The organism is uncultured Algibacter sp. (assembly GCF_947495675.1).
Lineage (GTDB): Bacteria > Bacteroidota > Bacteroidia > Flavobacteriales > Flavobacteriaceae > Algibacter_B.
The window spans coordinates 33,782-49,042 of sequence record NZ_CANLZX010000010.1 but is presented as its reverse complement, the minus strand read 5'-3'; the positions used below and the strand labels follow the sequence as shown (position 1 = coordinate 49,042).

Sequence of the window (15,261 nt, the reverse complement as noted above, 5' to 3'; positions counted from 1 at the left end):
TTATATCTTTTTGCTTTCAACATAAAAATCAATATCCACTTCTACATTATCTATTTTAGAATCTAAGGTTAAAGTATTCCATTCAGCTTTAGGCGAAATCCATTGGTCTTCATCATTAATTTTTACTTCAATAGGCATTTCGAAACCTTCAACGCAATTAGTCCATCGGTATTTTAAAACTTTCTTATTTATTGAATATTCTAAAACCGGAATTTTTGTGGTTCTTAAATATTGATTAAAAAAAGCAGATAAATCTATAGTTGTTTCATACGATAAAAAGTTTTCTATCTGTTGTGTTGTTACCGTTTGATGATAAAATTTCACATTCATTTTACGCAAAATTTTTCTCCAAACTTCGTCATCTTTTATAAGTTGTCTTAGCGTATGCAGCATATTTGCTCCTTTGTAATACATGTCGCCAGAGCCTTCATTATTAACATTATACTGCCCAATCAAAGGGCTGTCATTTTGAATATTAGCTCGGGTGCCAATAACATATTCTGCTCCGGCCTCTTTTCCAAAATGATAATCTAAATACAAGCTTTCGGAATATGCGGTAAAGCTTTCATGTATCCACATATCGGCTATGTCTTTATTGGTAATATTATTGGCAAACCACTCGTGCCCGGATTCATGTATAATTATAAAGTCGAACTTTAAACCCCAACCTGTTCTCGACAAATCGTTACCCAAATAGCCGTTTTGGTAGCCATTACCATAGGTTACCGAACTTTGGTGCTCCATGCCTAAATACGGTGCTTCAACAAGCTTAAAACTATCTCTGTAAAATGGGTATTGACCAAACCAATGCTCGAATGCTTTAAGCATCATAGGTACTTGTTTAAATTGTTCTTTGGCTTTTTCTAGGTTGTAGCTAAGCACATAATAATCAAGGTCTAAATTTCCGCCTTGGCCATCATAAACTTCAGAAAAATTAGCGTAATCGCCAATATTAATATTTACGCCGTAGTTATTTATTGGACTTTTTACTTCCCAATGGAATGTTTTAGTGTCGCCAATACGTTCTACAAGTATTAGCCTTCCATTCGATACATTGGTTAAATGGCTAGGTACGTTTACACTTATTTTCATGCCTTCTACTTCATCATACATGTGGTCTTTACAAGGCCACCAAACACTTGCGCCTAGTCCTTGGCATGACGAGGCAATAAAATCCTTACCGTTTTTATCTTTTTTCCAAGAAATCCCGCCGTCCCATGGTGCATTTACAGCTTCCCTTGGATGACCTTCATAATAGACCTCGACCGAGTTAATGTCATTGATGTTTTGATTGTCAACTAATGAAATAAAATGCGCATTACCTTCATGGCGTACTTTTAATTCTTTACCGTTTTGAACCGCTTTTAAAAACTTCATTGGCGATTGCAAATCAATTTGCATTATAGAATCGCTTTTTAAAACTTTATAGGAAATGGTGTTTTTTCCAGAAATGAATTTGTTTTCTGGGTCTACTTTTATGTCTAGATGATAATAGGTTAAATCCCACCATTCGCGCTGCGGAGTAATGGAGCCTCTTAAGCTATCTTGTTTTGTGAAATTTGTGTTTTCTGAAAGTAATCCTTGAGCATTTAAATATAATAAAGGTGAAAGTAAAAAGGCAATTAGTATATAGTAGGTATTTTTCATCAATTTTTAGTTTTTGGCAATTTAAATAAAAAGGTTATTAAGTGTTTGTTAATTTTTCTACTTGGTGTAATTGAATTTTACCGTTTCAATAGATCCATCTTTTTGGTGAATGTCTACATAAACATTCATTTCGTTAGTGTTTACTTTTTCAAAAGTCATGCCATCAAATACAACTTTAGAAGCGGTGATTTTTTGTAATGGAAAATCGATGGTTTCATCTTTAGTTTCCCAACCTTTTAAATCATTATTAAAATGTTTTAGCTGAAGTATTAACGAGTTTTCAATTTCTCTGATTATTTCAATTTCATAGAATGAAACACTACCATCGTTAATTAACTTGAAGGTAGCCATCATAGAACCACCCGATGGTTCGCTCCATATTTCTTCGGTTTTACCGCCAAAAGCTTCGCCTTTCCAATGTCCTGCAATCCACGCAATATTTTCTAGTTTGGGTTCTAGGATTTTATCGCCTTGTGCAAGAATAGTAGAGGAGAAGAAGCATAAACAAACAATAAAAATTGATTTCATTTTTTTTGATTTTCAACTAAATTAATAAAAAAACGCCTCGAAATAAATTTCGAAGCGTTTTTTAAAAATTGAGTTAGTCACTCTATAGTTACTATGGTTAGAAACAGTATTTGTTTTCTGCTTTAACTTTTTCTGCTATCTCGATACGTAAATCTACAATATCTGGGTAGTTTGCGTATTTAGTAAATCGCTTAAGACCCATTAACATCATACGTTGTTCGTCGCCTTCAGCAAAAGAAATAATACTTTCTTTTCCTTTTTCTTCAACGATATCTACGGCATGATATAAATATAGTTTAGCCATCGCGATTTGGGCAGCTTGTTCAGCTTCGCTAGTACGTTTAACGTTTTTCTCTGTTCTTAAAATTGCAGATTCTGCCATGTAGATTTCAATTAAAATATCGGCAGCTGCAATTAATAACTGTTGGTGGTCTTCTAATTTTGGACCAAACTTTTGAACCGCACCACCAGCAACCATTAAGAACGTCTTTTTAAGCTTCTTAATCATTTCTTTTTCTTCAGAAAATAATTCAGAATAATCTGGAGTATCAAAAGATGGTATACCCATTAGTTCTTCTTGAACGGCTTGCGCAGGACCTAATAAATCAACATGTCCTTTCATAGCCTTTTTAACTAACATACCAACGGCTAACATTCTATTAATTTCGTTAGTTCCTTCGTAAATACGAGCAATACGAGCATCTCTCCAAGCAGATTCCATTGGAGTTTCTTCAGAGAATCCCATACCACCAAAAATCTGGATACCTTCATCCGCAGCGTTTTGTACATCTTCAGATACCGCAACTTTTAAAATAGAACACTCAATAGCATATTCCTCTACACCTTTAAGCTCTGCTTCTTGATGCGAGTTTCCAGCAGCTTCGCGAAGAGCAATTCTATCTTCAATGTTTTTAGCAGCTCTATACGTTGCAGATTCACCTGCATAGGCACTAGCAGCCATTTCAGCCAGTTTAGTTTTAATGGCACCAAAATTTGCTATTGGTGTTTTAAATTGTTTGCGCTCATTAGCATAATTTACAGCAGTTGATAAGATGCGTCTTTGCGAATCTAAACAAGCAGCAGCTAATTTAATACGACCCACGTTAAGGGCGTTCATTGCAATTTTAAAACCTTCACCACGACCTGCTAACATATTTTCTGCAGGTACAACTGTATCGTTAAAAAATACTTGACGTGTAGAAGATGCACGAATACCTAATTTATGCTCTTCTTCGCCTAAGACAATGCCATTTGGGTTTGCGCTATCATATTCTACAATAAACCCAGTAATGTTTTTATCGTCTTCAATACGGGCAAAAACAATCATCAAACTACAAAAACCTGCATTTGAGATCCACATTTTTTGACCGTTAATTTTATATGATTTTCCATCTGCAGAAAGTTCGGCAGTTGTTTTACCAGAGTTTGCATCAGATCCAGCTCCAGGCTCTGTTAAACAGTAAGCTCCAAACCACTCGCCAGATGCTAATTTTGGTACATATTTTTGTTTTTGTTCCTCTGTTCCGTATAAGGTAATTGGCATGGTACCAATTCCTGTATGCGCACCAAAAGCAGTACTAAAAGAACCTGTACCAGACGAAATATAATCGCAAGTTAATACGGTAGAAACAAAGCCCATTCCCATACCACCATAAGCTTCAGGAACAGCAACACTTAAAAAGCCCATATCTCCAGCTTTACGCATAACGTCTTCTGTTAATGCATAATCTTTAGCTTCGAAACGTGCTTTGTGAGGAATAATTTCACGATCATTAAATTCCATTACGGATTCCTTCATCATTGTTTGCTCTTCTGAAAAGTCTTCAGGAGTAAACACATCTTCACAATTTGTTTCTTTTACTAAGAATTGACCACCTCTTAAGATGTCTTTTTCATTTGCTTCCATTTTATATTTTTGTATTTAGTTCTTTATTAGTTTAAAAATTCGAATATTCCACAAGCCCCTTGACCTGTTCCTACACACATGGTAACTGCTCCATATTTACCTTTCATGTCTTGCTTACGCATTTCGTCAAAAAGCTGTACTGATAATTTCGCTCCAGTACATCCTAGTGGATGCCCCAACGCAATAGCACCGCCATTTACGTTAATAATATCTGGGTTAAGGTTTAACTCTCTAATTACTGCTAACGATTGAGAAGCAAAGGCTTCATTCAATTCAATAAGAGCTAAATCGTCTTGTTTTAATCCTGCTTGTTTTAATGCTTTAGGAATAGCTTTTACTGGTCCGATACCCATAATACGCGGCTCAACACCTGCAGCAGCATAGTTTACCATTCTTGCAATTGGCTCTAAACCTAGTTCTTTAACCATGTCTTCACTCATAACCATTACAAAAGCAGCGCCATCACTCATTTGCGATGAATTACCAGCTGTAACACTTCCTCCAGCAGCAAATACAGCTCTTAGTTTTGCTAAGGCTTCTTTACTAGTTCCTGCACGAGGTCCTTCATCTTTAGTTACGGTATACGTTTTTGTTGCTTTCTTTCCGTTTGCATCAATGTAAGTTTGCTCTACTTCAATAGGTACTATTTGATCTTGAAAACGATTTTCAGCTTGCGCTCTTAATGCTTTCATGTGCGAATTAAATGCGAACTCATCTTGGTCTTCACGAGATACATTAAACTGTTTTGCAACAGCTTCGGCAGTATTACCCATGCCCCAATAATAATCTTCATGACCTGCTTTTACAATCGCATCATAATTCAGTTCTGGTTTAAAACCTGTCATAGGCACGCTACTCATGCTTTCTGCACCACCGGCTATAATACAATCGGCCATTCCAGCTTGAATTTTTGCTGTAGCCATACCAATAGTTTCAACTCCTGAAGAACAAAAGCGGTTTACGGTGACACCTGGAACATCAATAACTTCTAATCCCATAAGCGAGATTAAACGCGCCATATTTAATCCTTGAGAACCTTCTGGCATAGCGTTACCAACAATAACATCGTCGATACGCTTTGGGTCTAATCCTGGCAATTCTTTCATCATATATTTGATGGTTTCTGCTGCCAATTCATCTGTTCTTTTAAAACGGAACACGCCTTTTGGTGCTTTACCAACTGCTGTTCTATATGCTTTTACTATATATGCTGTTTTCATTTTTTTAGTTTCTTAAAGGTTTACCTTTGGTTAACATATGCTGAATACGTTCTAAAGTTTTACGCTCTGTACATAAACTTAGGAAGGCTTCACGCTCTAAATCCAATAAATATTGCTCGCTAACTAAAGTTGGCTCAGATAAATCTCCACCAGCCATAACGTAGGCTAGTTTATTAGCAATTTTCATGTCGTGTTCAGAAATGTAGTTGGAGTCTTTCATAGAATCTGTTCCTACTAAAAACATACCTAAAGCTTGTTTACCAAGTACTTTTACATCTTTACGTTTTACAGGTTGTGTATAACCAGTATTAGCCATTAACATAGCATGTTGTTTTGCAACTGCAATTTGTCGGTCTTTATTAACAACCACAACATCTTTTCCTTTTTGTAATACGCCCATATCAAAAGCCTCGTAAGCCGAAGTTGATACTTTAGCCATACCAATAGTTAAAAAGTACTCTTGAAGTGTGTTTAATTGCACATCTCCTTTTCTAAATGTATCTGATGCTCTTAAGGCCATTTCTTTAGAACCTCCACCACCAGGGATCACACCAACACCAAACTCTACGAGTCCCATGTAGGTTTCTGCTGCAGCAACTACTTTATCGGCGTGTAATGATAATTCACAACCACCACCTAAAGCCATACCGTGAGGTGCAGAAATAGTTGGGATTGAAGAATAACGCATACGCATCATGGTGTCTTGGAAATATTTAATAGCCATGTTAAGCTCGTCGTACTCTTGCTCTGCAGCCATCATGAAAATCATTCCAATGTTGGCACCAACAGAGAAGTTTGCAGCTTGATTACCAACAACTAAACCAGCAAAATCTTTTTCGGCTAAATCAATAGCCTTATTTAATCCTGCAAGAACATCGCCACCAATAGTATTCATTTTAGATTGGAACTCGCAGTTTAAGATGCCATCTCCTAAATCTTCAATAACAACTCCAGAATTCTTAAATACTTCGTTAGATTTTCTAATGTTATCTAAAATAATGAAACTGTTTTGTCCTGGAATTTTTTCTTGTGATTTCTTAGGAATATCGTAAGCATAACTCGCGCCTTCTTTTACGGTGTAAAAAGAAGAATTTCCAGAAGCTAACATTTCGTTTACCCAAGCAGCAGGCTCTAAACCTTCAGCTTTCATAATTTCAATACCTTTTTCAACGCCTATAGCATCCCAAATTTGGAAAGGACCATGTTCCCATCCAAACCCCGCTTTCATAGCATCATCAATTTTATATAAATCGTCTGTTATTTCAGGAATTCTATTTGAAACATAAGCAAATAAGGCTGCAAAGCTTTTTCTGTAGAATTGACCAGCTTTATCTTTTCCTTTTACTAATACCTTAAATCGGTCAACAACCTTATCAATCGTTTTCGTAAGTTCTAAAGTTGCAAATTTTGCACGTTTAGCAGAACGATATTCTAGTGTGTTTAAGTCAAGTGATAAAATTTCTTTTTTCCCATCTGGAGATACTTGTTTTTTGTAAAAACCTTGACCTGTTTTACTTCCTAACCATTTGTTTTTCATCATTGTTTTGATGAAACCTGGTAGTTTAAACAGCTCTAATCGTTCGTCGTTAGGGCAGTTTTCTGCAATACCATTTGCTACGTGAACCAAAGTATCTAACCCAACAACATCTACAGTACGGAAGGTTGCTGATTTAGGACGACCAATTACTGGTCCAGATAATTTATCGACTTCTTCGATAGTTAAATCTAAATCCTTAACAGCATGGAATAAACTCTGAATGCTGAAAATACCAATTCTGTTACCAATAAATGCAGGAGTGTCTTTAGCTACTACCGATGTTTTTCCAAGAAATTGCTCGCCATAACCATTCAAAAACTCTAATACAGAAGCATCTGTTTTTGGTCCTGGAATAATTTCGAATAATTTTAAGTAACGCGCTGGGTTAAAGAAGTGAGTACCGCAGAAATGTTTCTGGAAGTCTTCACTACGACCTTCGCTCATAAACTTTATAGGAATACCAGAGGTGTTAGACGTAATTAAGGTTCCTGGTTTACGATATTTTTCTAAGTTTTCGAACACCATTTTCTTGATGTCTAGTCTTTCGACTACAACTTCCATAATCCAATCTACATCGCCCACTTTAGCTATGTCGTCTTCTAAATTACCGGTAGTAATTCTACTAGCGAAATCTTGATGATAAATTGGAGATGGTTTAGATTTTAACGATGCAGTAAGCGCATCATTAACCAATCTATTTCTAACTACCTTATCTTCTAAAGTTAAGCCTTTAGCTTTTTCTTTGTCGTTAAGTTCTCTTGGAACTATATCTAATAAAAGGACTTCTACACCAATATTAGCGAAATGACATGCAATGCCACTTCCCATAATTCCAGAGCCAATAATGGCTATTTTTTTAATTCTTCGTTTGCTCATTGTTTTTTTAACTATCAGATTGATTGTATATTTTTTTGTTACAAACCATGTCATTAATAACATCGGCTACTTCAAAGAAATGTATTAGTTTTTCTTCTGAAATATTATTTTTTATAGCTTCGTTAAATAACAATACTTTTTCTTTTGAATATTCTCTTTTTTCAATACCAAAATCGGTTAGATTAATAATAACACCGCGTCCGTCATTAGGGTTTGGTTTTCTTGTTATTAATCCTCTATTTTCCATGGTTTTTAAAATCCTAGATAAACTTGTTGCTTCCATTCCCATTTTAGGGCCTAAGGCTGTTGAAGGAGTTCCTTTCTCAGGATCAATACTTAGCAATGTAAAACCAGTTGCCATTGTGCTTTCAAATTTTGCGGCTTCTTCATTGTACATTTTTTGAACTGTAAGCCATGTTGTTCTTAGTACATAATCAATGGTTTTTTCCTTCATGTTTATTTGTTAATGCGTTCAAATATAAAAAAAAATACTATGCATGCATAGTATTTTTTGTAAAATTATAATTGATTATTAATTATTTAGCTGAAATGGTTTGAGTTATAACGGTTTTTTTCTTTTAATAATAAAATATATTCCTTAATTGAAATAGGATCTTTAATTATTAAGGTCTATAAATTTTTTCAATTAAATTTTTATACATGTTTTTAATAAAATCTCTTTTCATTTTCATGGTTGGTGTAAGATGTCCATCATCAATAGACCAAACATCAGGAGTTAATTCAAAACGTTTAATTTGTTCCCACTTTCCGAATTTTTGATTGCATTTGTCAACCTCCCTTTGAATTCTTTTTTGAATGATTTCAGAATTAGCAATATCTTCAAAGGAATTTCCAACAGGATGATTTTTACGTTCAATCCATTCGTTAATAAACTCGAAATTAGGTTGAATTAAGGCGGCTGGCATTTTTTCCCCCTCGCCAATCACCATTATTTGTTCTATAAAACGAGATTGTTTAAGCTCGTTTTCAAGTAATGTTGGGATAATGTATTTACCTCCAGATGTTTTAAACATTTCTTTTTTACGTCCTGTAATTTTTAAGAATCCATCAGAGTCAATTTCTCCTTTGTCACCTGTATGAAAATAGTCACCAGTCATCACACTAGCTGTTTTTTCTGGGTCTTTATAATACCCCATCATAACGTTAGGGCCTTTAATTAAAATTTCACCATCTTCGGCTATTTTAACTTCAACATTATCTATAGGTATTCCTACACAACCTACTTTAAACATGTTGTTTTTATATTTGCCAACAGATACTACAGGAGAGGTTTCTGTTAACCCATAACCTTCCATTATCTGCATTCCAGCAGCCGAAAATATTCTTGTTAAACGTGGTTGAAGTGCAGCACTACCAGATACCATGGTATGTAATTCACCACCAAGGGCTTCGCGCCACTTACTAAAAATTAGTTTGTTGGCAATACTTAATTTAAATTCGTACCAAGCACCTTTTTTTTTGTATGGTTCCCAAACCTCTGCTAAAGAAACAGCCCAATAAAATAACGTTTTTTTTATTCCAGAAAGCTCTTCTGCTTTTGCCATTATTTTATCATACACTTTTTCAAGAAGCCTAGGTACAACACTCATCATGTTGGGATTAATCTCTTTAGCATTGTCACCTATTTTATCTATTGCCTCAGCAAAATATATAGAGGCACCAGCATGTTGATAAACATAAATAAGTACACGCTCGAAAACATGGCATATAGGTAAAAAACTCAATACTCTATTTGGGCCTTCTTTTAAAGGCACTCTTGGAGCGCTGTCTAAGGTGTTACTAGTAATATTCCAATGAGATAGCATGACTCCTTTTGGCTTACCTGTAGTACCAGATGTATATATTATAGTTGCTAAATCTGAAGGCTTAACATTGTCTTTTCTGGTTTCTACTTCCATTTGGTTTGAAGGGTCTTTACCTAATTCTAATAATTCAGAAAAGTGTTTGCAACCTTCAATATGATCGAAAGAATAAACTTCTTTTAATCCTGTATTTTTTTTAACCTTATTAACTTTTTCAAGAACCTCTTCATCAGATACAAAACAATAAGTTGATTCGCTATGATTTAAAACATATTCATAATCTTCTGCACAAATAGTTGGATATATAGGAATGTTTTGTGCACCAATTTGCAGTATTCCAATATCCATAATATTCCATTCTGTTCTATTTGTTGTAGATATTAGAGCAATTCTATCATCTTTTTTTACACCAAGTTTTAATAAAGCTCTACTAATTGCGTTTGCTTTGTCTATATATTCTTGTGTAGATGTTTTTACCCATTCGCCATTATACTTAGTTACTAAAGCGGCGTCATTAGGTTTATTTTCTAATTGATAATATGGAAAATCAAAAAGTCTTGTAATCTCTTTCATAGGGAATCTTTAAAGTCCAACGATGCAAAGTATGAAAATTTAAAGGATTTTCAAATACAGTTCTGCATGACTATCCATTGAATTTTTGGCATCAAGACCGAAAAACTTGACTATAAGCAATTTAGTATTTGTAAAATTGTATGTTAAAATTAATTAAAAAATGAATAAACCCTTACTAGTTTTATAAAATGCTTAATTTTGTTGTATAAATTTTACGAATTTTTGATTTCATTGTTTTTCAATAGTTTACTGACAATTGTCATCTTTTTATTTTAAGTCAGCATCTATCTTTGGAGTATCAAAATATATATAAATTTTAGAAATATTAAATAAAGATAGAGATGGAAGTAAAACAGTTTAAAAATGGAACCTGGATTGATAAGATTGATGTTAGAGATTTTGTTATCCAAAACATTACACCTTATTATGGAACTCATGAGTTTTTAGTTGGCCCAAGTGCAAAAACTGAAAAATTATGGGAAATCTGTAAGCAAGCGACACAAGAAGAAAGAAAAAATAATGGCGTTCGTTCATTAGATACTGATACTATTTCTACGGTAAGTGCTTTTGAAGCTGGTTATATCGATAAAGAAAATGAAGTAATTGTAGGTTTACAAACAGATGAGTTATTAAAAAGAACTATGAAACCTTTTGGAGGTTTTAAAGTGGTTCAAAAAGCTTTATCTGAGCAAGGCGTAAAACCTAATGATAATTTAACAGAATTATTTTCAAAATATGTAAAGACTCATAATGATGGTGTTTTTTCTGCATATAATGCTGAAATTAAAAAATTCCGTTCATTAGGATTTTTAACAGGATTACCTGATAATTATGCAAGAGGTCGTGTAATTGGAGATTATCGTCGTATTGCATTATATGGTATTGATTATTTAATTCAATGTAAAAAAGAAGACAAAGCTAAAATAGTTGGCCCAATGACAGATGCTGTAATTCGTTTACGCGAAGAAGTATCAGATCAAATTTCTGCATTAAAAGAAATGATAGAGTTAGGAGCTAAATATGGTTTAGATCTTACACGTCCTGCAGAAAATGCAAAAGAAGCTGTACAATGGACTTATATGGCTTATTTAGCAGCTGTAAAAGAGCAAGATGGTGCAGCAATGTCTCTTGGTAATGTGTCTACATTTTTAGATATATTTATTGAAAATGATTTACAAGAAGGATTAATTAATGAGGAAGAAGCTCAAGAATTTATCGATCAATTTGTAATGAAATTAAGAATGGTACGTCATTTAAGAATGAGTGCTTATGATGAAATATTTGCTGGAGATCCAACTTGGGTAACTGAAGCAATTGGAGGTATGTTTGACGATGGAAGAACTAAAGTAACTAAAACGTCTTTCCGTTTCTTAAACACTCTTTACAACTTAGGCCCATCACCAGAGCCAAATATGACAATTCTTTGGTCTGAAAAATTACCACAAAACTTTAAAGATTACTGTGCAAAAGTAGCTATTGATACATCTTCAATTCAGTTTGAAAATGATGAAATGATGAGAACTAATAGAGGTTCTGATGATTATGGTATTGCATGTTGTGTATCTTACCAAGCATTAGGAAAATCTATCCAGTTCTTTGGTGCACGTACAAACCTAGCTAAAACATTATTATTAGCTATTAATGGTGGTAAATGTGAAATTACAGGAACTCAAATGGTTGATGGTATTGAACCATTAGATATGGAGTATTTAGATTTCGATAAAGTAATGAGTAATTTTAAAATTGCCATGAAAGAAGTAGCTAGAGTGTATAACGATTCAATGAATATTATTCACTACATGCACGATAAATACTACTACGAAAAAGCTCAAATGGCTTTAATTGACACAAACCCTAGTATTAATATCGCTTATGGTATTGCAGGTTTATCAATTGTAGCCGATTCATTATCAGCTATTAAATATGCTAAAGTAAAACCAATTAGAAATGAAGAAGGTTTAACAGTAGATTTTAAAATTGAAGGTGAATTCCCTTGCTATGGTAATGATGATGATCGTGTTGATGTACTAGCTGCTAAAGCAGTAGCTGATTTTAATGATGAATTAAAAAAATTAGCAGTTTATAAAAATGCAGAACCAACAATGTCTGTATTAACAATTACATCAAATGTAGTATACGGTAAGAAAACAGGAGCAACTCCAGATGGTAGAGCAAAAGGAGTGCCATTTGCACCAGGAGCTAATCCAATGCATGGTAGAGATTCTCAAGGAGCTATTGCATCATTAAACTCTGTAGCTAAAATTGATTATAAAGATTCTCAAGATGGTATTTCTAATACTTTCTCAATAGTACCTAAATCTTTAGGTTCTAATGAAGAAGAAAGAGTTGAAAATTTAGGAACTATTTTAGATGGTTATTTTTCTAGAAACGCACATCACTTAAATGTAAATGTTTTAGATAAAGACACTTTACTTGATGCGATGGAACACCCAGAAGAATACCCACAATTAACAATTAGAGTTTCAGGTTATGCTGTGAATTTTGTTAGATTAACTAGAGAGCAACAAATGGAAGTTATAACACGCTCTTTCCACGAATCCATCTAAACTTTATTTATATTTATTTTTGAATGCATCTGAAAAATGAAGTGTAAAAAGCTTCTTTTTCAGATGTTAATTTTTAAAACACTAAGTTATCCAATCAAAAGAAAACATATTAAGAGTTCATTCTATTGAATCTTTCGGAACACACGATGGACCAGGAATAAGAATGGTTATTTTTTTGCAAGGCTGTAAATTAAAATGCCTGTATTGCCATAATCCTGATACTATTGATACTCATGGAGGTAAAGAATACCACATTGAAGAGTTAGTACAAATGGCTTTAAAACAAAAGTCATACTTTGGCAAAAGAGGAGGCGTTACTGTTTCAGGAGGTGAACCTTTATTACAATCAAAAGAACTAGTACCTTTTTTTAAAAGATTAAAAGAAGAAGGTATAAACACAAATATTGATACCAATGGGCGTGTACTTAATCATTTTACTAAAACATTATTAGATGATTATGCCGATTTAGTAATGCTTGATATTAAGCACATGACAGAAGAAGGTTATGAGGCATTAACAGGTAAGCGTAATAAAGAAACCACATTTACTTTTGCGAACTATAGAGAAGCCTCAGGAAAAAAAATGTGGCTGCGTTATGTGTTAATTCCTGAAATTACTAGTAAACCAGAATTGCTTCATCAAATGGGCGCGTTTTTTAAGGATTACAAAACTATTGAGAAAATTGAAATTCAACCATATCATAAATTAGGAATTCATAAATGGGAAGCCTTAGGTTGGGAGTATCAATTAAAAGATGCTCGCGAAAACACAAAAGAAGAGTTGGACGAAGCATCTAATATTTTAAGTAAATATTTTAAAGAAGTTAAGATTAATTAATATTACTCTTAACACTTTGAAAGTTCATATTTATATTTTTCAAAACACCTTATTAGTTTTTAATAGGTTATCAATAATTTAAATTATTGTTTTACCTACTTATAACTATGTTTTAATCTTAAGTTTAATTTTAATAAAATTGAATAATAGATTAATTAAAACTTAAGATTAATTAAAAAATTTTAAAAAAATAATTTCAGGCCAGATAAATATTACAGCATGAAAGATACTTATAAAGAACTACATAAACCGGCATCAGAGTTTGCTACTCGTTCCGAATATTTAGATCATGAATTACAAATCATGAAACCTAAAAGGTATAAACTAAACTTGCCAGGTAGGGATTTTAAATTTGAATGGGAAGACTTGGTGCCAGCACTTGCTGGAACACTAGGTATTATTGCCATGTATTCATCAGTAATGATGGCATGGGCAGAAGGATTAACAGAGGCTTGGGATCATATTACACTTGGTAAAGAATTTGCCATAGAAGTGTCTCGAGTTGAAATGTTAATACCGGCATTTTTATTTGTTATTTTAGCTTCTGGATTTTTTAATCCTAGAGCAAATTTAGCTGGAAATCATGGACCAATGATTCCTCTTATTGCTAGTATTGCTTTAGCAGGAGCCCATCCATTAGCTTTAGCTATTTTAATTGGTGTATTTGGGCTTCTTCTTAGTTTTTTTAAAGGAGGGTCTCGATTGGTAAATTTAACCAGTAAAGGTGTTGCTGGAGGGTTATTGATTTTCTTAGGGTTTTCTGGGGCATTGGTTCAAATTAAGACTATTCAGTCATGGAGTATGGGTCTTGAATCAACAGCAGTTGAAGCGGGCTCTATGGGGTATCTTGGGCTAGTTATTTTAGGTGCTACAGTTATTCTATATAGCTATTTGGCTAGAATTGAAAAACGTTGGTTAGCAATTCCTGCCTGTGCCATTACAGCATTAGCAATAGCTTTAATTGGTGGTGCAAGTTTCGATCTTCAGTTTACAACACAAATGGGGTTACCAAATCTTAATCCAGCATATTGGTGGGGAAGTACCGAGGAAGGTTGGATGCTAGGTTTGCCTAATTCACAACATTTTATAGCCTCTTTGCCATTTGCTATTTTGGCAGTTGCCATGTGGTCTCCAGATTTTTTAGGACATCGTATTTTTCAAGAATTAAATTATCCTAAAAAATCAGAAAAAGTATTGATGGATGTTGATGATACAATGACTATGTGTTCAATAAGACAAATGGTTGGTACAGCTGTTGGTGGTGGTAACATTACATCATCTTGGGGTACATATATGATTCCAGCAGCTATTGCAAAAAGACCCATACCAGGTGGTGCTATTCTTTTGGGTATAATGGTTATGGCAGTAGCTATTTTAGGAACTCCTATGGATGTCGCAGTTTGGCCTCCTGTAAGAGCTATTGCTTTATTAGTTGGAGTATTTTTACCTATGATTGAAGCTGGTATACAAATGGTTAAAAAAAGTTCTTGTTCTCAAGCTGCAGGTATCTGTATTTTCACAGCGATGGTTACAAATCCGGTATTAGCTTGGGCTTTAGCAATGTTTTTAGATAATAATGGATTAATAGGAGATAAAGATAGACCTAAAAGTCTCTCGCTTATAGATAGGTGGGTAATTCCTTTAAGTATATTAATTATTTGTATTGTAGCAATGCTAGCTGTAGGAATGCTAGAATCAAGTTATGGAATACTACCTTACTTGTAATTTAAAAATAGTCAAATTTTT

At 33.8% G+C, this 15,261-nt stretch carries 10 protein-coding genes; 3 read left to right on the top strand and 7 right to left on the bottom strand.

Features of this window, described 5'->3' with window-relative positions; genetic code table 11:
* From Q0842_RS08470 to Q0842_RS08440, 7 genes are all read right to left on the bottom strand, one after another.
* Nucleotides 1–1,647: a M1 family metallopeptidase gene (locus Q0842_RS08470; protein WP_298496820.1), complete on the bottom strand. Its 1,647-nt coding sequence runs from the start codon at nucleotides 1,645–1,647 to the stop codon at nucleotides 1–3.
* 57 nt (nucleotides 1,648–1,704) lie between these two features.
* On the bottom strand, nucleotides 1,705–2,175 hold the full coding sequence (locus Q0842_RS08465; RefSeq protein WP_298496817.1) for a DUF6265 family protein: 471 nt from the start codon (nucleotides 2,173–2,175) through the stop codon (nucleotides 1,705–1,707).
* Nucleotides 2,176–2,272: 97 nt separating this feature from the next.
* Nucleotides 2,273–4,081, bottom strand: coding sequence for an acyl-CoA dehydrogenase family protein (locus Q0842_RS08460; RefSeq protein ID WP_298496814.1), 1,809 nt, complete (start codon nucleotides 4,079–4,081; stop codon nucleotides 2,273–2,275).
* Nucleotides 4,082–4,107: 26 nt separating this feature from the next.
* On the bottom strand, nucleotides 4,108–5,301 hold the full coding sequence (locus tag Q0842_RS08455; RefSeq protein WP_298496811.1) for an acetyl-CoA C-acyltransferase: 1,194 nt from the start codon (nucleotides 5,299–5,301) through the stop codon (nucleotides 4,108–4,110).
* Nucleotides 5,302–5,305: 4 nt separating this feature from the next.
* The gene (locus tag Q0842_RS08450; protein ID WP_298496807.1) at nucleotides 5,306–7,714 is read right to left on the bottom strand and encodes a 3-hydroxyacyl-CoA dehydrogenase/enoyl-CoA hydratase family protein; all 2,409 of its coding nucleotides are present in this window, start codon (nucleotides 7,712–7,714) and stop codon (nucleotides 5,306–5,308) included.
* 7 nt (nucleotides 7,715–7,721) lie between these two features.
* Complete coding sequence (locus Q0842_RS08445) at nucleotides 7,722–8,168, bottom strand: MarR family transcriptional regulator (protein WP_298496782.1); 447 nt, start codon at nucleotides 8,166–8,168, stop codon at nucleotides 7,722–7,724.
* Nucleotides 8,169–8,337: 169 nt separating this feature from the next.
* Entirely contained in the window at nucleotides 8,338–10,110 is a 1,773-nt protein-coding gene (locus Q0842_RS08440) for a long-chain fatty acid--CoA ligase (RefSeq protein ID WP_298496779.1), read from the bottom strand.
* Nucleotides 10,111–10,451: 341 nt separating this feature from the next.
* Between Q0842_RS08440 and pflB the strand changes: the two genes are divergently transcribed.
* From pflB to Q0842_RS08425, 3 genes are all read left to right on the top strand, one after another.
* Nucleotides 10,452–12,677: a formate C-acetyltransferase gene (gene pflB, locus Q0842_RS08435; protein ID WP_298496776.1), complete on the top strand. Its 2,226-nt coding sequence runs from the start codon at nucleotides 10,452–10,454 to the stop codon at nucleotides 12,675–12,677.
* A gap of 88 nt (nucleotides 12,678–12,765) precedes the next feature.
* On the top strand, nucleotides 12,766–13,515 hold the full coding sequence (gene pflA, locus Q0842_RS08430) for a pyruvate formate-lyase-activating protein (protein WP_298497058.1): 750 nt from the start codon (nucleotides 12,766–12,768) through the stop codon (nucleotides 13,513–13,515).
* 219 nt (nucleotides 13,516–13,734) lie between these two features.
* Complete coding sequence (locus Q0842_RS08425; protein WP_298496773.1) at nucleotides 13,735–15,240, top strand: DUF3360 family protein; 1,506 nt, start codon at nucleotides 13,735–13,737, stop codon at nucleotides 15,238–15,240.
* Nucleotides 15,241–15,261: the final 21 nt, after the last annotated feature.